This is a genomic window from Pedobacter anseongensis (assembly GCF_037482965.1).
Classification (GTDB): domain Bacteria; phylum Bacteroidota; class Bacteroidia; order Sphingobacteriales; family Sphingobacteriaceae; genus Pedobacter; species Pedobacter anseongensis.
This window is the reverse complement of the sequence record NZ_JBBHKB010000001.1, coordinates 179,754-199,116: the sequence shown is the minus strand read 5'-3', so window position 1 is coordinate 199,116 and position 19,363 is coordinate 179,754. Positions and strand designations below refer to the sequence as shown.

Genomic DNA, 19,363 nt, shown 5'->3' with positions numbered 1-19,363 from the left:
GTTATGGGATTATTCTTCTTTTAACAATAGTTTAATGTCTTTGATTAACTGATTGGCTTCTAATTCGAGTGTTCCATTATAAATTCCTCGAATGCGCCTCGTTTTGTCTACTAAAACAATATGTTCAGTGTGCAAAAAAGAGGTGCTATCTTTACTATAGCCTAGATCTTCCTCCGCAAAATAATCTTTTCTAGCTAAATTATAGATTTGAGTTTTGTTGCCCGTTAATAAATGCCAGTTTTTCGCTTTTATTTGATTTTCGGTTGCATAATTTTTTAATCGGTCAACATTATCAATCCACGGCATTACACTAAAAGAAAGCATGGCTACCTCCTTGTTATTCCCAAATTCGCTTTGTAATTTTTTCATGTGTTTGGTCATTATAGGGCAAATGCTATTGCAACTGGTGAAAATGAAATTTGCCACATGAATTTTCCCTTCCATCATTTGATCGGTTATTTTATCGCCATGTTGGTCAGTTAAAGAAAATGAACTAATCTTATGATTAATTTTTTTGTCTACATCCGCTTTACTATTTAAAAATACCGCGCTAAAATCTGGCGTATTGTAATAGGGTAACTGATTTTCATTTGATTTATTTATGCAGCCGATAAAGCAGATCATAAATAACCAAAAGCTATTTTTTAGGGATACTGTCTGATACATTGATGCAATTTTTAGTGCCTAACAAACCATAACGGCGGCCATTTACCATCACATAGTTCGACCGTATTTTACCATCGTCGAAAAACATTTTTTGTTCCCCTTCTTCATAGCCTTTGCTGTAATGCATAGATTTAATTAATAAGCCTTCTCTATTCCATTCCTGGCAAAGACCCTCATATTCGTCATTATTAAAAGAATAGGCCAATTTTTTTGTCCCATTTTCCCAATAGGCATTAAGTTTCTCTACTTTTTTCCCATTGCGGTACACCCTTATCTCCTGGAGGGTTTTATTGGGGTAAAATTTTTTCCAAGTACCATGCTCCCTGCCGTTAAGATATCCGTTTATCATAGCCGTATCTGTCTGATTTGGAAAAAGCCTGAAAATAAATCCTGTATAGGGGTTTTGTTTATAAAAAATAATCCCGTTTTGCGAAGTAAAATTTAAATCGGTACCATTTAGCTTGATGATTAAAAGCTGTTCCTTTTCTTGCAAATTGCAGCCAAAAGTGAATACAACCAAGCAGATGAAAATCTTATTGCGTAACCGTACCTGCAGTTCCATAAAATCCAGTTCCGTTTAAATAAGGGTCTGTAATGGTAATGTGATAGTGATAAATGCCATTCGGATAGTCGGACGTTACACTTGTATGGCCATGGTAGGCATCTAATTGTGCATTGGTTACGGTTGTGCCGTTTTCTTCGGGTCCATACACTGGAAATCCATCTAGAAGGAAACCCAATAAGGCCGACTTAGAAGCCTTTACGGTAGTAAGGTAGAGCGGTTCTGCATGGTAGTGGTATTGTCCAGTTTGCTGTGGATGCCCCCAGTACTTATCGAAACTAGTAACTTCATTAGTTAGTGGAGCCCCCATAGCGGCATATTGATTAAAAAATGGAACGCCATTTATAGAAACGCCAATTGGGCCCAATGGGGTTGATGCATGGATGGATGCTTGTTTAGGATCAGCTGGAATTTTAAAGGTTAACGATTGTGACGTTATGGAGTTCGGATTTTTATTAAAAGTAGTGTTGCCAAAAGTAGTTCCGCTAAAATTCTCATACAGGGCATTTGAAGTAGGGTAGTATACGCTTTTATGGTCGGGTAACCCATTGGTTTTAATGGTGATGTAAGTGCCGTCTGAGGTTATGCTCAGGGCACCATATATTTTTTTATAGATTGCCGGAACCTCTGCTGTTCCCATGGGATTTGTAACTTCGGCAGTGTTATTTTTCTTGCAGGTTACAAAAGTAGAAATCACCATTAGAGAAGCGGTTAAGAGTTGTGCTAATTTCTTCATGATAGAGTTATATTGGGTTACATAAAGTTAATGGTTTTTACCACAAAATGGAATAGCGCATCTAGTTAGGCCTTAAATTTATCGACGAACTGCCTATATGAATGGCTGAACTGATTAATTATCCATTAAGCAATTTATTTCTTTTAATTTCTTTGCCTTTACGAAGTTGTAATGCATGATAAAATGTAGGCACATCATTAGTCCATTTTTTAATAGCGACTATAATGCATATAATTTCTAAACGAGTAATCAGGCCAATCCAAAAACATAAATTAAACAGTAAAATAGATTGGCACTGAAATATAACTTCTACAAGGGTAGCAAATAAAAAGAGAGTCCATATTTTAGCTCCTATAGAATGGGTTGCGATTTCCTTTTTAAATTTAAAATAGCTAATGGTATAGGTCAGCGCTTCAAAAGCTAGTAATATCCATACCTTGGTTGCATTAGCTGTAAAAAAGACGGAACATTGGAGGTAAGTTGCAATGGAAATACTTAAGAAAAATACAACATCAATTGTTGAATCTAACCTGCGTAACTTAGGTGTGGAGATGTTAAATTTTCTGGCGATAATGCCGTCAAAAACATCGGTAAGAAAGCCCAAAGTTAATATTCCGAAAGCGATAAAAGGATAATTCTTAATGTTTAGCGCACTTAATAGAATGGCAAGGAGCCCAAGGAATAATCTGCTGTATATTAAAATAATTGGGATTTTGTACCTTTTCAAAATTTCGCGTCAATTAACGTACGCAGAAAACCTCCGTCTGATACGAATTGCTCATAGGTAGTTACATTTAACGCTTTTCTTTTTTTGAGGTAACTGCTGAAATCAGTCTCAGATTTCACTTTTGAATGCGCAATTTTAGGGCGTGCGTTAGGAAAGGAAGACATTATTTGCTAGATTTCTGTGTATTTTGAACGTTTTTCGGCCAATTCTTTATGGTGTTTTAGGGTATTCATATAAAAAACGATGCTTAACATAACAGCAACAATAAGATTGCTAGGGGTGAAAGCGTGGTTCATCCATTCATTTAAAACCGGAACATCCCCATTAACACTCTGTTTAATATTCACCCAGTTATTAATTGTGAAAAATATAACGAGCATTCCCACAATCTTGATGAGCGTAATCATTAAGATTTTTTTGTGATTAATTTTTTCCATTTTTGTAGTTTTTAATACAGTGGCCACTGAGGGTTTCACAGAGGGTATGAGTTTTTTCTAGATTTTTTAACCGCAGAGGGCGCAAAGAACGCAAAGGTATTTCCTTGTTGTTCTTTGCACTTGGTCTTACGAACTTTCTGACTTTCCGTTTTTCCCCTTAAGAAAACTCTCTAAAATCTTGATCAGCTTTAATGTTTAGTAAACTCTCATAAATTAAGCTAATTACATTGTCTACGTCTTCTTTGTGTACCATTTCTACAGTGGTATGCATGTAGCGTAAAGGTAATGAAATCAAAGCAGAGGGTACTCCACCATTCGAATAGGCAAAGGCATCGGTATCTGTTCCGGTAGAGCGTGATGAGGCCTGACGTTGAAAAGGAATGTCGTTTTTCTCAGCAACCTTGATCAGCAGTTTATTTAAATTGGTTTGTACCGCAGGTGCATAAGAAACAACGGGTCCCTTACCGCAGGCTAAATCACCTTGGGTAATTTTGCTGATCATAGGCGTAGTGGTATCGTGGGTTACATCCGTTACGATGGCTACATTTGGTTTAATGCGTTGAGCAATCATTTCTGCTCCACGTAAACCAATCTCTTCTTGAACCGAATTCACGATATATAAACCGAAAGGTAATTTTTTCTTGTTTTCTTTTAATAAACGGGCAACTTCGGCAATCATGAAGCCACCAGCACGGTTATCTAGTGCGCGTCCAACATAATATCGATCGTTTAAAATCATAAATTCATCTTCGTAGGTGATAACACAGCCCACATGAATACCTAGTTTTTCTACTTCTTCTTTGCTCGTGCAGCCACAATCTAAAAAGATATTTTTTATCTGAGGTGCTTCTTCTTTTTCCCCGTGGCGCGTGTGTATTGCTGGCCAGCCAAATACGGCCTTAACTAACCCTTTTTCGGTGTGGATGTTTACCCGCTTAGATGGAGCAATTTGATGATCTGATCCGCCATTGCGAATAACATAAATTAAGCCGTCGCTAGTTATATAGTTTACATACCACGAAATTTCATCGGCATGCGCTTCAATTACTACTTTATAACTTGCTTTTGGATTAATTACGCCAACTGCAGTGCCATAATTATCGATAAAACTTTCGTCGATATAAGGTTTCAAATAATCTAACCACAATTTTTGCCCTTCCCATTCGTAACCTGTGGGTGCGGCGTTATTGATATATTTTTCGAAAAACTGTACTGATTTTTTGTTTACTACAGGTACGTGCTTTTTCTTGTTTTCCTGCGCTTTCGGCAGGCTATCTTCTTGTTTCTTCTTTGCCATTTTTAAATTTTTAAGTTGAACGTCCTTTCGAATGAGCTTGTCGCGAAGAGAAATCTATTTAATTGTTTCTATAGTTTTCTCGTTTCGTCGAAATGACGATCTTGTATTTCTAGTTCCATCTTAACAAAATCGAAGCCTGCTGCGGAGTAGGTTTGATTGGTTTCGTGGAAGCCAAATTTAGTATAAAATTCTTTTGAATTTACTCTTGCATTGCACCAAAGTTTTGTCAGTTTTTGCACCTTACAAAAGTCGATTAAATAAAGCATCAGTTGCGAGCCTAAACCACTACTTTGTGCCTCTGGTAATATCGCTAATTTGCGAAACTGACCAATTCCATCATCCATAAAAAGTGAGACTACGCCGGTTAACTCATGGTTCACATAGATCCCAAAATGTATGCCTTCAAAATCATGTTCTAGCTTTACAAAATCGAACGGTTGATCTGGGTACATGGTAATGTGCCTAATGCGCCAAGTTAAGGATGGGAAGATTTGTTCTACGACTGCCATTTTGAAGAGTTAAGTCTATTTTCCATTACAATGGAATATTTCCATGCTTCTTTCTTGGCATATTTACGACTTTATTTTCGAGCATTTTAAATGCTTTTATCAATTTTGCTCTAGTTTGCGAGGGCTCAATTACCTCATCTACAAACCCTCGTTCGGCCGCCCGATAAGGGTTAGCAAAAATATCTGAATATAGTTTTTCTTTTTCTAGCCATTTTTCTTCAGGATTTTCAGCAGCACTAATTTCTCTCTTAAAGATAATTTCTGCAGCACCTTTGGCACCCATTACGGCAATTTCGGCACTTGGCCAAGCATAATTCATATCGGCCCCAATGTGCTTAGAATTCATCACATCGTAAGCACCTCCATAAGCCTTTCTGGTAATTACAGTTATTCTTGGCACTGTGGCTTCACTAAATGCAAATAATAATTTTGCACCATTGGTAATAATTCCATTCCATTCTTGATCTGTGCCAGGTAAGAAACCAGGTACATCTTCGAATACTAATAATGGAATATTAAAGCAGTCGCAAAAGCGGACAAAACGAGCGGCTTTTGTGGATGAATTGCTATCGAGTACCCCAGCTAAATAAGCAGGTTGGTTGGCCACAATGCCAATACTTCTGCCTGCTAATCGTGCAAATCCCACAACAATATTTTCGGCATAGGCGGCATGAACTTCTAAAAAGCTCTCTTCATCAACAACGGTGTTAATAATTTCACGAATATCGTAAGGTTGAGAGGCATTTTGAGGCATCAAATCATTAAGTGAAGGACGATTTTCATCTCCCGACTCATAAGGAAAAGCACTGGCGGTTTCTTCGCAATTTTGCGGCATGTAGCTCAATAGCTTTTTCACATGGTTGATGGCATCGAGTTCGTTTGCACACGCAAAATGCGTAACACCCGATTTGGTTGCATGGGTAGTTGCGCCACCTAGCTCTTCAGAAGTTACAATTTCATGCGTCACCGTTTTCACCACATTCGGTCCAGTAACGAACATATAAGAGGTGTTTTCTACCATTAAGATGAAATCGGTTATGGCGGGTGAATAAACTGCGCCGCCTGCACATGGCCCCATAATGGCCGAAAGTTGAGGGATTACACCCGATGCTTGTACATTGCGATAAAAAATATCCGCATAACCGCCTAATGAGACTACACCTTCTTGAATACGAGCGCCTCCACTATCATTTAACCCTATTAATGGCGCACCGTTCTTCATAGCCATCTCCATTAATTTGCAAATTTTTTCAGCGTGTGTTTCTGATAATGATCCCCCAAAAACAGTAAAATCTTGAGAAAAAACATAGGTTAGGCGACCATTTACGGTTCCATAGCCAGTTACCACGCCATCACCTAAATATTTTTCACGCTCCATCCCAAAATCAGTGCTGCGGTGAGTTACTAACATGCCTATTTCTTCAAAACTGCCTTCATCTAATAAAAAATGAATGCGCTCACGGGCTGTAAGTTTACCTTTTTTATGCTGACTCTCAATTCTGGCCTCGCCACCACCTAAGTTGGCTTCTTTTATTTTGTTTTGGAGGGTTTCTATTTTATTCTTCATCGAATTTCGGTTTCAATTTTTTGGTTTGATGTGTTGGAGGCAAAAGGTTCTCTCCAGTTACCACATTTTTTCCAGTTTTTGCTTCCAAAGCAAATCTAGCATTTTTTGCGATAGCGCCGCCTTTCTTGCTTGCTTTAGCATTCTCAACAACTCATTTAGCCTCATCTGTTTCTGCTATTTGTCTTGTCGAAAGTTCGGCTAAAGCAGTAAAAATTAGCTCGGCTTCAGACATGTGGTCGCTTAGGTTATGAGATTTTAAACCTTTTTCATGTATGATGTTAGTTAATGCAAATTCATTATTTTTTGCGACCCCATTATCTTTCCAATAATCAGTAAGTTTATTTCGAGCTTCTTGTCCAGTCATTCTTTGTTAAATCCATTTTTGACTGCGACCTAGCTTTTGCCAATTCTCTCTGGCACGTGCTAAGCTTTGTTCTGGATTTGCAATCTCTTGCATTCGTTCGTAAACGACTTTCGCCAACCATTGTTTAAAGGGTCCGGCTTTTGGGCTTTGGATAGATTGGATAATTCGGAGTAATATTGCTGTATTTGCGACATCGGTTTCCCTGCTTTTTCCATCTTCTGCAAGCATTTTCAACCGTACGATTTTATCGTACACTTCACTTCCTTCTAATGCAAGCTTCTTTTTTAAATCACTCCAATACCTTTTCGGAATTGTACTCCCAGTTAACACCTCAACCACATCAATAACAGAAAAATACCATTGCTCTTCTTTTTCATCCCGATAACTTCGCACCTGTTTTTGCTCAAAAAGTTTAATATTGCCCATCACATCCTTATTTAAATAAAGATAAATTTAAAGAGTCACTTATTGTGTAATGGTTGATAACTTTACCATCTGTATTGCAAACGTGTTGTAAAAACATCGTCTTTTAAATCACTTGTATAATTACTAAGCTGTGTCGCTTTATTCGTTACATTTTCATTATACAAAGTTAGCTTAAGCCTAGCATTTATACCATAGGTAATTCCATAACCAAGCGTACTAAATTTTATATCTCCTGCCGTAGTGTTGTTGCTTAGTATTCCGATCTCATCTTCCTCTACATCTGTATTTGGATCATAAACATCATAGGCTATTAATGCGGTAAACTTTGTTTTAGCGATACGTTGTGTTAGCCAAAAGTAATAGCCATTAAAGTTTCGTAAATACAAATTTCCAGTGGGTTGTGTATTAAAACTCGTACTTGCCGCTGGTCCTGTGATGCTTGCAGATGCACCAACTCCCGGTTGTTTGCCATAAATGTATTCGGTTTTGAATGCGGTGATGCCCCAAGGGCTATCGTATTCGATTTGAAAATTTGCACCGTAATAATCGCGCCTCACGTGGCTATTTTCATTTTTGGCTGATGTATTTACATCAAAACCATCATTTTTGGGAGTGTAATAAGTTTTGGTATTGCTTCGAACCGTGCCATTATAAAAGGATACGCCAAAGCCTAGTTGTAGTTTTTTGTTGGCAAGGCTATCAAATTTAAAATTCAGATTACCTATAAAATCTTTACCCGAATCGTAGTCTTTTGCACTTAAACCACTACCGTTTACCATCGCCAGCTCTGCAGTTAAAAATTTGGCGATTTTTTTCGGCTGAAAGCTAATCATTGCACCTAAGTCTCTTTCTCTGGGCATGAGGGTTTGAAAGACTCTTGCACGCTCAGGAAAATCTCGATAACCCGAAGAATAAACAATGGAATAACCAAAAGGTCGATTAAATAATCCAGCAGTAAAGCGGAAATCCGGAAGTGTTGGCGCATGAAGTTGGATAAAAGCATCCATTAATCGTACCCCATCTTGTGTACCATCTAATTGAAAAACAATACTCGAAAATTTATCAACTCTATCTATTTTTAATCGGCCACGTCTAATCATAAAGCGATTATCTGCATTTTTGTCGAAATCGCCCCCAGACCAAGAGGAAATGCCTGGAGATTGTGCTTTTTGGAACTGAGTTTGTAAGTAGCCAGTTATTTTAATATCGTGCACATCGTAAGATGAAGGTGCATTATTATTTTGGGCACAGACTAAAATAGGGCACGTTAGGAATAAAAAAGATAGAAGTTTTCTCATCATATTTACAGGATTGAACGGCTAAATTACAGTTAAGAAAATCCTTTTTTGTAAAAAATCCGTTTTATATTACATTTTTATTACTTAAAAATTTGTCATTCTGATTGTTTTGGAACTACTTTTGAAGAATTGAAGAAAACCGACTAACAAAAATGTTTCTAAGAAAATATCGAGTACTTATTGTATTAGCCTTCATGGGCATCTTTACTGCAAAGATGGTAATTTCTGGTGCACCGGTATTTTTTGCCCATTTGGATAAGAATTTGATGAATGCTGTCATTATGCAGCTCGAAAACGAAAACAGTGGAGACGATACCAGTAAAGCAAGTGTTAAGTTTGGTGATCAAAAATTAATGTTTCAACGCTATGATTTAAGCTATATTCCCTTACTCATTTCAAAAGGAATAACCAATAGCTTTATCAATCATTCAAGACGGTACGTAGATCCCTATCATCCTTCTGTACCCACACCTCCACCCAACTTTTCATAATTTTTTATTTCCATCAGTATCAAGTAGGTTTTAATCAGTGATGAACATATCATAAGTTCATCATTACGATTTTAGCAAAATACTTGTGATGGTTACGTCGTTTATTCGGGGTTTTTTTCGAAGCGATGTAGTATTTTAAGAAATAGCGATGTAGCTTACTGGTAGTATACCTAGTTGCATTGCGTAGTCAATATAACAGGTAAAACAAACTTACCTTCATATTAATTAGCAAAATTTAACGCATGTTTTATGGAAAGTGGAAAGTCGAATACATCTAGGTTCGAAGTGAAAAAATATATATTAAAAAAGAATTTAAAGCGCGATCTACCCTCGAGTATTGTTGTATTCTTGGTAGCATTACCACTATGTTTAGGAATTGCATTGGCGTCTGGTGCACCTTTATTTGCAGGGTTAATTGCGGGTATAGTAGGCGGAATAGTTGTAGGCTTTCTGAGTGGCTCGCAATTAAGTGTGAGTGGTCCGGCAGCTGGCTTAACCGTTATTGTATTGGGTGCAATTGCCCAGTTGGGGAGTTACCCCACCTTTTTACTTGCTGTGGTTTTGGCGGGTGCGTTTCAATTGGTGCTCGGCCTTATTAAGGCCGGCACTATTGGAAATTATTTTCCCTCGAGTGTAATCGAAGGCATGTTAGCGGCAATTGGATTAATTCTAATTTTAAAACAATTGCCTCATGCTTTAGGTGTGGATAGTGATTTCTTGGGAGATGAAGAATTTTTTCAAGGCGATGATCAAAATACATTCTCAGCAATTGGGAATGCATTAAGCCATTTCAGCATAGCAGCTATAGTGATCAGCCTAATGGCTATTTTAATCCTTGTGTTTTGGCCAAAAGTTAAAAAGCTAAATGTAGTTCCTGCTCCATTAGTGGTGGTCGTGCTTGGTGTTGTGTTAAGTTTAGTATTTCAAGGCACACCTTATGCCTTAAAACCAGAGCAAATGGTAGCTATTCCTGTGGTGAATAGTTGGAGTGAGTTTTCGAGCCTATTTAGTATGCCCGATTTTAACGCGATAGGGAATAAGGAGGTGTGGATTATAGGCGGAACAATTGCTATTGTGGCGAGTTTAGAAACCCTGCTCGGTGTGGAGGCTGTAGATAAAATTGACCCTATTAAACGGGTAACCCCTACAAATAGGGAGCTAATTGCACAAGGGATAGGAAATATTACGAGCGGTATGTTGGGTGGTTTGCCTATGACCTCTGTGATTGTGAGAAGCTCGGCAAACGTAAATTCTGGAGCAAGAACAAAAATGTCGGCGGTTTATCATGGTTTAATGCTCTTGCTGTCGTTGTTGTTTATTCCAACGCTAATTAATATGATTCCACTTGCCTGTCTAGCCGCCATACTTTTGGTTACAGGTTATAAATTAACAAGAATATCGCTGTTTAAACACATGTATCATAAAGGATGGAACCAGTTTATTCCATTTGTGTTAACGGTAGTGGCAGTGGTATTTACCGATTTATTAAAAGGTGTTGCAGTAGGGATGTTAGTTTCTATTTTTTACTTGCTTCGTACCAATATGCGAAATCCATATTTTTATAAAATACAGGAAGAAGGAAATAAAAAGAACCTCAGAATTAAACTTGCAGAAGAAGTCTCATTCTTAAACAAGGCGGCAATACAGGTATTGCTAACTGGAATACCTGCCGAAACGAATGTAGTTATAGATGGATCTAATTCACGATACATAGATCCTGATGTTTTAGAAACTATATTTAATTACAAACATAATGCGTATACCAAAGGCATTATTGTAACTTTAGAGCATATTAAAAGCCATTACAATGTGCCTAAATTAAATAACAAGATTGTAGAAGAAATTAATAATTAAGAAAAATGAAGGCACATACCTCAGAAACGCAAGCAACAATTACCCCAGAAAGAGCATTTGAAATATTAAAGGAGGGTAATGCTAGGTTTGTACAAAATTTAAAAGCTAACAGAGATTTATTAGCTCAAGTAAATGATACTAGAGCAGGGCAATGGCCCTTCGCAGTAATATTGAGTTGCATTGATAGTCGTACCTCAGCAGAATTGATTTTTGACCAAGGCTTAGGTGATATTTTTAGTGTGAGAATTGCTGGGAATTTTGTAAACCAAGATATTTTGGGTTCAATGGAATTTGGGTGTAACGTAGCAGGGTCTAAATTAGTTGTTGTTTTAGGGCACTCAAAATGCGGTGCTTTAAAAGGAGGATTAGATGCTGCTGCCATTCGCGAAACAGGAATGGAAAATCTAAAGCATTTAGTAGATCATTTTAACCCAATTATTGAAAAAATTATCACAGAAGGAGAGGAGCGCTCATCTAAAAATGATGAGTTGTTGGAGCGGTTGAACGTGCATAATGTTAAGCAAACCATTGCAGATATTCGTAGCCAAAGTACCACTTTAAATCAATTGGAAAAAGATGGGAAGATAAAGATAGTGGGTGCCAATTACGATGTTGAAACAGGTATTGTAAGTTGGTTATAGCATTAATGACGAAGATATTTGATTGTTGCTAAATATATTAAATGGTTAATAAGTAAATTATGTGCGCAAAAACAATAGAAACTAAAGATATTACCTATAAAAGTTTATTACAAGGCAATGTAGACTGGGTTGAGGATATGATTAAATCAGACCCTAACTATTTCGATAAATTATCAGCTGGTCAGAATCCACCAGTATTGTGGATAGGCTGTTCTGATAGTCGTGTACCAGCAAATCAAATTACGAATACTTTGCCTGGAGACATTTTTGTTCACCGAAATATTGCCAATGTAGTGGTTCATACAGACATGAATATGTTGAGCGTATTGGATTACTCGGTTAATGTTTTAAAAGTAAAACATGTAATTGTTTGCGGACATTATGGCTGTGGAGGTGTAAATGCGGCTTTAGGCAATAAGCAAGTGGGTATTATTGATAACTGGTTAAGGAATATCAGAGATGTTTATCGCATGCACGAGCGAGAAATGGGAACAATTAAAGATCCTGAAGCAAGATCGAATAGATTGGTAGAATTAAATGCTATAGAAGGTGCAGCCAATGTAGTTAATACCTCTATTGTGCAAAATGCGTGGGCAAACGGACAAGAATTGGCTGTTCATGCATGGGTCTATAGCTTAAAAACAGGCTTAATTAAAGATTTAAAGGTAAGCAGTTATAGTGGTGATGATGTTTCTCCAGCGTTTAAGGTAAGTTTGTAAAAAAAAATTTTAATTAGCTAATTAGCACATCCGCTAATTAGCTAATTAAACTTTACTCTGCCAAAAATGGATATCTATAGTCTTTTGGTGGATCAAAAGTTTCTTTAATGGTACGAGGTGAAACCCAACGTAATAAATTAATCATCGAGCCTGCTTTATCGTTAGTTCCACTTCCTCTAGCACCACCGAATGGCTGCTGACCAACTACTGCTCCAGTACATTTATCATTAATATAGAAGTTACCCGCTGCATTACGTAAGCGTTGTGTAGCTTTTTCTATGGCATAACGATCTTGAGCAATTACAGCGCCTGTTAAAGCATATATAGAAGTAGTATCAATAATGTCTAATGTTTTATCGAAGTCTTTATCATCATATACAAAAACGGTTAACACTGGTCCGAACAGCTCTTCGCACATGGTGGTGTATTTAGGATCATCGACCACTAATACCGTAGGTTCGATAAAATATCCTTTGCTATTATCGTAATTGCCACCTGCAATAATTTCTACGCCTTTATCTTTTTTGGCGGCATCGATATATTTAGTTAAGCTGTTGAACGATTTTTCGTCGATAACTGCATTAATGAAGTTGCTAAAATCTTCAGTTCCACCCATTTTAAAGGTCGCTAAATCGCGAAGCATGTATTCTTTAATTTTTGGCCATACGCTTTTGGCGATATAAGTTCTTGACGCTGCCGAACATTTTTGTCCTTGGTACTCAAAAGCGCCACGAATAATGGCTGTGCTTGAAATTTCTGGATCAGCAGAGCCATGTATTAAAATAAAATCTTTTCCGCCGGTTTCGCCTACAATACGAGGGTAAGTTTTGTATTTATGGATGTTATTGCCAATGGTTTTCCATATATCTTGGAATACACCAGTTGAGCCTGTAAAGTGGATACCTGCAAAATCTGGATGAGAAAAAATCACATCACCGGCATCTGGACCAGATACATATACTAAATTAATTACACCATCTGGCAAACCTGCTTCTCTAAAAATTTGCATCAATACATTGGCTGCAAAAATTTGCGTGTTAGCTGGTTTCCAAACCACTACATTGCCCATCATGGCACAAGAAGTAGGCAAGTTACCTGCAATTGCGGTGAAGTTAAATGGTGTTAAGGCAAAGATAAATCCTTCTAGCGGACGTTGCTCAACTCTGTTCCAGCTGCCTTTTGGCGAAACTGGAGGTTGTTGTTTGTAGATTTCAGACATATAACTTACGTTGAAACGTAGAAAATCTATTAATTCACACGCTGAGTCGATTTCTGCCTGATAAGCATTTTTGCTCTGACCAAGCATGGTGGCAGCATTCAATTTATAACGGTATGGGCCAGCTATTAAATCGGCAGCCTTTAAGAAAATCGCAGCGCGATGTTCCCATGCTAAATTTTCCCAATCTGCTTTTGCGGCTAAAGCTGCATCAATTGCTTGAGTAACATGACTTTTATTTCCTTTGCTAAAATGAGCCAACACATGTTGATGGTCGTGAGGGGGGGTAACTTTACCTTTTTGCTCGGTATGAACCTCCTCTGCTCCAATATACATCGGGATATCAATTACAGTTGCACGTGCATCAGCTAATGCAGTTTTTAACAATTCTCGCTCTTTACTTCCAGGTGCATAACCTAAAATTGGTTCGTTGATAGGGGTTGGTACGTTGAAAAATCCTTTAAGCATAAAAATTAATTTGGATACAAAGATAAGGACTAGGATTTTAAGATTATAGGATTTATAGTTTTATCCCTACTTTTGAGCGCAGATATGATTTCTATTTTACGCTATTTCCTATTTCCTATTTCCATTATTTATGGTTTCATTACTCAAATAAGGAACAAGCTGTATGATTGGGGTTTTTTTAAATCCACATCGTTCGATATTCCGATTATTTGTATTGGCAATTTGGTGATTGGTGGAGCTGGAAAAACGCCTACAACCGAGTACCTGGTTAGATTGTTAGCTGATTATAAAGTTGCGATTTTAAGTCGTGGTTATGGTCGTAAAACAAAGGGTTTTGGTTTGGCCGATCAACATTCTACAGCACAAACCGTGGGTGATGAGCCTTTGCAATACTATCATAAGTTTAAAAATGTAACGGTAGCCGTTTGTGAAGACAGAGTGTATGGAATTAATCAATTAATAAGCACCCATGATGTGATTTTACTGGATGATGCGTACCAACACCGGGCTGTAAAAGCAGGATTTAATTTAGTATTGTTCGAGTTCGATAAATTGTTTAGATGGCAATTTTTATTGCCAACCGGCAATTTGCGCGAATCTTTTTCAGGATATAATCGGGCTAATGCTGTTTTGGTAACTAAGAGTCCAGTACCGGTTAATATTGTAGACCAGATTGCTATTCGTAAAAAAATCGATTTAACAATAGAGCAAAGAATCTCTTTTTCTTCAATACGATATGGACAACTCGTGGGGGTGATGGATCATCAAATTGGACCAGAAGTTAACGGTCAGGTTATATTTTTGCTTACAGGAATTGCGAATCCAAAACCGCTGCTTGATCATTTGAAACAACTTTCCGATCAAATTATTTCCTTCCGATATCCAGATCACCATCAATTTACGAGCGATAATATAAAAGGTTTGGTTAATGCTTTTCGTGCACATCCTGCAAAGGAAAAAACCATCATCACAACAGAAAAGGATAGTAAGCGTTTATTAGATGTTAATTTAAGAGATTTACTGTTAAATTTGCCAATATTCTACTTGCCAATTGAAATTGAACTGGCCAAAAAGGATAAATTTACCTTTGATAAAAATATATTAGACTATGTTGCAAGCGCTAAACGAATCGATTGAATACTTAAAGCGTAAAATAGGCGATTTTGAGCCAGAAGTTGGAATTGTATTGGGTACTGGCCTTGGCGGTTTGGTGAGGGAGATTAAAGTTTCGCATAGTATTATGTATTCGAGTATTCCGAATTTTCCAATTTCGACCTTAGAATTTCATTCTGGGAAATTGATTTTTGGAGAATTAGAAGGGAAAAAAGTAGTAGCGATGCAAGGAAGGCTTCATTATTACGAAGGTTATAGTATGAAGCAAATTACCTTCCCAATTCGTGTGTTAAAATCTTTAGGAATAAAACATCTATTGGTTTCAAATGCTGCGGGCTCATTAAATCCGCAGTTTAAGAAAGGAGATTTAATGATTATAAACGATCATATTAACCTCCAACCTGAAAGTCCACTTCGCGGAATAAACGATTCGGATCTTGGTCCGCGTTTTCCAGATATGAGCGAACCTTATAATCGAAAATTAATTAACGAAGGGTTAAAAATTGCAAAGGATCAAAACATTACCTGTCACCAAGGTGTTTATGTAGCCGTTACTGGCCCGAATTTAGAAACAAAAGCAGAGTATAAGTATTTAAGAATTATTGGTGGGGATGCTGTAGGAATGAGTACGGTACCCGAAATTATCGTTGCTAATCACATGAACTTGCCAGTTTTTGCCATTTCGGTTTTAACCGATGAGGGTTTTCCAGAAATTTTATTGCCTGTTAGTTTAGAAGAAATAATAGAAACGGCAGCAAAGGCAGAGCCTAAAATGACTACGATTTTGAGCAAATTAATCTCCGTTTTATAATGCGTAAGATAACAGCTATATTTAGTTTTTTAGGACTATTTGTTTGCTTTTCGACTGCTTTTTCGCAGGACTTAAAGACTACGATTAATGCAAATAGAAAAGTGCAAGATTCGTTGCGTAAAGTAGTAGATGGCGAAAAAGACTCGATTGTATTTAATTCAAAGTACATTCGCTACACTACCTTAAAATTAACAAAAGATAGTATCCAAACTCTTCCGATCGATACCAGTTTAGTTGGTGTACAAAATTTTAGTCCGCTGGTTCAACCCAGAAGCCCAACTGTGGGTACAGGCAATTTAGGCCTAGCTGCAAAATCCCTTTTGTTCGACCCTCCTAAAACCATAGGTTTCGACGCTGGTTTTCACTCGTTTGATTATTATGTGCTAAATCACGAAGACGTTCGTTTCTACAAAGCAAGAACACAATTTACCAGTGTATTTTATCTAAGTGGTGGAGATAAAGAGCAAATGTTGAAGCTTATCCACACCCAAAATATCAAGAAAAACTGGAATGCTGGAGCGAATTATAATCGCATCGGTGCAAATGGGGTGTATAATCATCAGCGGGGTGACCACTTAAATGCTTCGTTCTTTACCTGGTATGAATCGCCAAATAACCGATATAATTTATGGGTAGATGGCGTTTTCAATACATTAAAAGCGCAAGAAAACGGCTCCATTATTAATCAAGAAATTTTCTCGCCAGGCGGCAATCAACTGGTAGATAAACTAGCCGAATCAGTTCGCCTTTATACTGCAAAGCAGTTTTGGAAAAAGAATTCTTTCTTAATAAAGCAAAGCTATTTTGTGGGCCGAATAGATAGTACAGGAAAAAATACCGCACAGAATATTTTACCAACGAATAAAATTTCGCATACATTTATTTACGACAATAGCGCTTACTCTTTTAAAAAGGATGAAACTGAATCGGATGTAGTCAGAGTTTTACCTGTAGCAACGCTATATGATCCGGTTTTCACAAACGACTCCACGAGTGTAAAGCATATTCAAAACGAGTTTATCTATAGTTTTTTTCTGCGTGCAAAAGGGAATTCGATCATTAAGAACGAACTTAAAATTGATGCTGGAATTAAACACGATTTGTACTATTATGCTCAATTCGGTGTAAAAAGAGATATGACAAATTTCTTTGATGAATATGATACTTTTCAAAATGTAACTTTGTTGGGCGATTTAACTTATCGTTTCAGCAACAAAGTAGATCTTGATTTAAACGTACAACAGATTTTCCAAGGCAGAAATATAGGCGATTTTATGTATGAGGCAAAAAGTAATTTGCTCCTTAGTAAAAAAGCAGGGCGAATTGTAATGGGTGCCTATGTTCAAAATAAATCTCCAGAAGAAATTTTTAACGAGTATAAAGGTAATCATTACCAATGGAATGAACGAAATAATTTGGATCGTACTAAAATTGTAAATTTATCTTTTGCCTATGTAAACGACGCATTAAAATTTGATGCAAGTGCAGGGTATTATTTGATTGATAACTATTTATATTTTGGCCAGGGAGCTACCGACAAAAGTATTATCCCAATGCAAGAAAGTTCACCAATTAATCTGTTAAAAGTTAGTGTTGGTAAAAGATTTACCTTTAGAAGCTATCACCTCGATGGTTATGTGGTTTATCAAAAAACCGATAGCGAAAACCTATTAAGAACACCAGAAGTGTATACCTTTAACAGTTTATATAAGGATCAAACCTTTTTTAAGGTGTTGAAAACGCAAATTGGTTTCGATGTAAGATACAATACGATGTATACTGCTTTGTCTTATTCGCCAGCAGCAAGCCAGTTTTATAATGGCCCCTCTGTTCGTTTTAGTTCGAAGCCCGTTATAGATGTTTGGGTAAAAGCCAGCTTACGTAGAGCAAATTTGTTTATTAAATATGATTATGCCAACCAAAAGTTATTTTCTAACGGATATTATACTGTTAACGATTATCCCATGCAAGATAAGTTATTTAAGTTTGGGTTAACTTGGAATTTTTATGACTAGGAAGGGGATCTTGAGTCGTCAGTCTGGAGTGTATATCAAGAGGTAAAATTGACTTAAGACGTATGACTACAGACTTAAGATTACATAAAGACTACGTCTTCTGCGGCTTCTTCTTTGCGGCAGGAAACAATACATTATTTAAAATTAAACGATAACCAGGAGAGTTGGGGTGTAAACTTAGATCTGTAGGGGGGTCGCTTACTTGATGTTGATAATCTTCGGGATCGTGACCGCCGTAAAATGTAAATTGTCCTTTGCCAATTTCTCCATGCAAATAGCGTACTTCGGCACCGCCTTTATTTTCGCCTAAAACCGTGATACTTGGCTTAATTAAGCTCTTTTTAAATGCTGTAGTTTGTCCCATAAAGCCTTTGATTACCTTTTCGTGATTTTGGGTTAGCATAGTAGGTACTAAATCCCATTTCGCAGAGAAATCGAATAGCGTAAAAAAGTCGTTCGATTCATTAAAATTACGTGATCGGGTGACATCGATATCGGAAAATTCATATTGCTCAGGATTCATTTCCAATCTAAAATCTTTAAAAGCAACACTTTTATTGTAATCTACTTTCTGTTGTGCATTTTGGTCAGTTCCGTCACCATCGAACATACTTTCACAAATATCTACGCCTTCGGCAGCCAGAGCAATGTCGAAGCTATCCGTTCCAGAGCACATGGCGAAGAGAAACCCTCCTCCGGCGCAAAATTCTTTGATATGCTTTGCTACGGAAAGTTTCATCTCAGAAACCTTTTTAAATCCATTCCGTTTTGCTGCTGCTTCTTGATACTTTACATCATCTTGATACCAGGAGGCATTTCTATAATTCGTCCAAAAACGGCCATATTGCCCAGTAAAATCTTCATGGTGTAAATGTAGCCAATCGTATGAGGTTAGCTTATCTCTTAAAATCTCATCATCGTAGATAATATCGTACGGTATTTCGGCATACGTAAGTACTAAAGTTACCGCATCGTCCCATGGCAATTTGCTTTTTGGAGAGTATACGGCAATTTTAGGCTCTTTTTCTAACTTCACCATCTCCATGTTCACATCTGGATTACTGATTTCGTTTAGTATTGCATTTGTTTTGCCGTCGGCAAGAACCTCGTAAGAAACCCCACGTATTTTACACTCATCTTCTACTGCTTTTACATATTTCACTAAAAAGCTGCCCCCACGATAATTAAGTAGCCAATCTACCTCAACTTTTTGCTTTATGCTCCAATAGGCAATTCCATAAGCCTTTAAATGGTTTTTCTGGCCCTCGTCCATATAAATTAGAATAGAAGATGCCCGCGCCACAAAAAAGAAAAGCGTAAATAACAGTAAAAGATTAAATTTCTTCAAGTTCATCATATGAAATCCCAAACGAATGTAAATTTTTTGCAGTCCATTTTAAAATTATATTGCTTTTAAAACGTTAAAATACACTATTCTATATGAAT

21 protein-coding genes are annotated in these 19,363 nt (G+C 37.1%); 7 read left to right on the top strand and 14 right to left on the bottom strand.

The window, feature by feature from the left end; all coding sequences use genetic code 11:
• Nucleotides 1–9 precede the first annotated feature (9 nt).
• From WG904_RS00905 to WG904_RS00855, 12 genes are all read right to left on the bottom strand, one after another.
• Nucleotides 10–666: an SCO family protein gene (locus tag WG904_RS00905; protein WP_339577419.1), complete on the bottom strand. Its 657-nt coding sequence runs from the start codon at nt 664–666 to the stop codon at nt 10–12.
• Nucleotides 638–1,228 carry a toxin-antitoxin system YwqK family antitoxin gene (locus tag WG904_RS00900; protein WP_339577418.1) on the bottom strand — a complete coding sequence of 197 codons (591 nt, stop codon included), beginning with the start codon at nt 1,226–1,228 and terminating at the stop codon, nt 638–640. The genes WG904_RS00905 and WG904_RS00900 overlap by 29 nt, the downstream gene beginning before the upstream one ends.
• Nucleotides 1,200–1,964 (bottom strand): YHYH protein, encoded by a 765-nt coding sequence (locus WG904_RS00895; RefSeq protein WP_339577417.1) that lies wholly within the window; start codon nt 1,962–1,964, stop codon nt 1,200–1,202. The genes WG904_RS00900 and WG904_RS00895 overlap by 29 nt, the downstream gene beginning before the upstream one ends.
• Before the next feature lie 118 nt (nt 1,965–2,082).
• Nucleotides 2,083–2,691: a CDP-alcohol phosphatidyltransferase family protein gene (locus WG904_RS00890; protein WP_339577416.1), complete on the bottom strand. Its 609-nt coding sequence runs from the start codon at nt 2,689–2,691 to the stop codon at nt 2,083–2,085.
• Nucleotides 2,688–2,855, bottom strand: a complete 168-nt coding sequence (locus WG904_RS19600) for a DUF1398 family protein (protein WP_431844402.1) — start codon at nt 2,853–2,855, stop codon at nt 2,688–2,690. The genes WG904_RS00890 and WG904_RS19600 overlap by 4 nt, the downstream gene beginning before the upstream one ends.
• 6 nt (nt 2,856–2,861) lie before the next feature.
• The gene (locus tag WG904_RS00885) at nt 2,862–3,128 is read right to left on the bottom strand and encodes a hypothetical protein (RefSeq protein WP_339577415.1); all 267 of its coding nucleotides are present in this window, start codon (nt 3,126–3,128) and stop codon (nt 2,862–2,864) included.
• 157 nt (nt 3,129–3,285) lie between these two features.
• Nucleotides 3,286–4,425, bottom strand: coding sequence for a M42 family metallopeptidase (locus WG904_RS00880; protein ID WP_339577414.1), 1,140 nt, complete (start codon nt 4,423–4,425; stop codon nt 3,286–3,288).
• A 68-nt stretch (nt 4,426–4,493) separates the two neighbouring features.
• Nucleotides 4,494–4,934: a GNAT family N-acetyltransferase gene (locus WG904_RS00875; protein ID WP_339577413.1), complete on the bottom strand. Its 441-nt coding sequence runs from the start codon at nt 4,932–4,934 to the stop codon at nt 4,494–4,496.
• Between the two features lie 25 nt (nt 4,935–4,959).
• Entirely contained in the window at nt 4,960–6,501 is a 1,542-nt protein-coding gene (locus tag WG904_RS00870; protein WP_339577412.1) for an acyl-CoA carboxylase subunit beta, read from the bottom strand.
• 151 nt (nt 6,502–6,652) lie between these two features.
• Nucleotides 6,653–6,865 (bottom strand): hypothetical protein, encoded by a 213-nt coding sequence (locus WG904_RS00865; RefSeq protein ID WP_339577411.1) that lies wholly within the window; start codon nt 6,863–6,865, stop codon nt 6,653–6,655.
• 6 nt (nt 6,866–6,871) lie between these two features.
• Nucleotides 6,872–7,291 (bottom strand): BRO-N domain-containing protein, encoded by a 420-nt coding sequence (locus WG904_RS00860; protein WP_339577410.1) that lies wholly within the window; start codon nt 7,289–7,291, stop codon nt 6,872–6,874.
• 62 nt (nt 7,292–7,353) lie between these two features.
• Nucleotides 7,354–8,592, bottom strand: a complete 1,239-nt coding sequence (locus tag WG904_RS00855; protein WP_339577409.1) for a porin — start codon at nt 8,590–8,592, stop codon at nt 7,354–7,356.
• A 149-nt stretch (nt 8,593–8,741) separates the two neighbouring features.
• On the opposite strand from WG904_RS00855, the gene WG904_RS00850 reads away from it, so the two are divergent.
• The 4 genes from WG904_RS00850 to WG904_RS00835 all read left to right on the top strand — a co-directional run bounded on the left by WG904_RS00850 (nt 8,742) and on the right by WG904_RS00835 (nt 12,294).
• Complete coding sequence (locus WG904_RS00850) at nt 8,742–9,080, top strand: hypothetical protein (protein ID WP_339577408.1); 339 nt, start codon at nt 8,742–8,744, stop codon at nt 9,078–9,080.
• Between the two features lie 249 nt (nt 9,081–9,329).
• The gene (locus tag WG904_RS00845; RefSeq protein WP_339577407.1) at nt 9,330–10,934 is read left to right on the top strand and encodes a SulP family inorganic anion transporter; all 1,605 of its coding nucleotides are present in this window, start codon (nt 9,330–9,332) and stop codon (nt 10,932–10,934) included.
• Nucleotides 10,935–10,939: 5 nt separating this feature from the next.
• Entirely contained in the window at nt 10,940–11,575 is a 636-nt protein-coding gene (locus WG904_RS00840) for a carbonic anhydrase (RefSeq protein WP_339577406.1), read from the top strand.
• 59 nt (nt 11,576–11,634) lie between these two features.
• Nucleotides 11,635–12,294 carry a carbonic anhydrase gene (locus WG904_RS00835; protein WP_339577405.1) on the top strand — a complete coding sequence of 220 codons (660 nt, stop codon included), beginning with the start codon at nt 11,635–11,637 and terminating at the stop codon, nt 12,292–12,294.
• A 52-nt stretch (nt 12,295–12,346) separates the two neighbouring features.
• Here the strand turns inward: WG904_RS00835 and pruA are convergent, their stop codons facing one another.
• Entirely contained in the window at nt 12,347–13,978 is a 1,632-nt protein-coding gene (gene pruA / locus WG904_RS00830) for an L-glutamate gamma-semialdehyde dehydrogenase (protein WP_339577404.1), read from the bottom strand.
• An 84-nt stretch (nt 13,979–14,062) separates the two neighbouring features.
• Here pruA and lpxK point away from each other — a divergent pair, with 84 nt between their 5' ends.
• Genes lpxK through WG904_RS00815 form a run of 3 tightly spaced genes read left to right on the top strand, consistent with a single transcriptional unit; the run spans nt 14,063 to nt 17,917 of the window.
• Nucleotides 14,063–15,115, top strand: coding sequence for a tetraacyldisaccharide 4'-kinase (gene lpxK / locus WG904_RS00825; protein WP_339577403.1), 1,053 nt, complete (start codon nt 14,063–14,065; stop codon nt 15,113–15,115).
• Complete coding sequence (locus tag WG904_RS00820) at nt 15,087–15,902, top strand: purine-nucleoside phosphorylase (RefSeq protein ID WP_339577402.1); 816 nt, start codon at nt 15,087–15,089, stop codon at nt 15,900–15,902. The genes lpxK and WG904_RS00820 overlap by 29 nt, the downstream gene beginning before the upstream one ends.
• The gene (locus WG904_RS00815) at nt 15,902–17,917 is read left to right on the top strand and encodes a putative porin (protein WP_339577401.1); all 2,016 of its coding nucleotides are present in this window, start codon (nt 15,902–15,904) and stop codon (nt 17,915–17,917) included. The genes WG904_RS00820 and WG904_RS00815 overlap by 1 nt, the downstream gene beginning before the upstream one ends.
• A 91-nt stretch (nt 17,918–18,008) precedes the next feature.
• Here WG904_RS00815 and WG904_RS00810 read toward each other — a convergent pair whose 3' ends face one another.
• Nucleotides 18,009–19,271 carry an asparagine synthetase B gene (locus tag WG904_RS00810; protein ID WP_431844401.1) on the bottom strand — a complete coding sequence of 421 codons (1,263 nt, stop codon included), beginning with the start codon at nt 19,269–19,271 and terminating at the stop codon, nt 18,009–18,011.
• Nucleotides 19,272–19,363 lie beyond the last annotated feature (92 nt).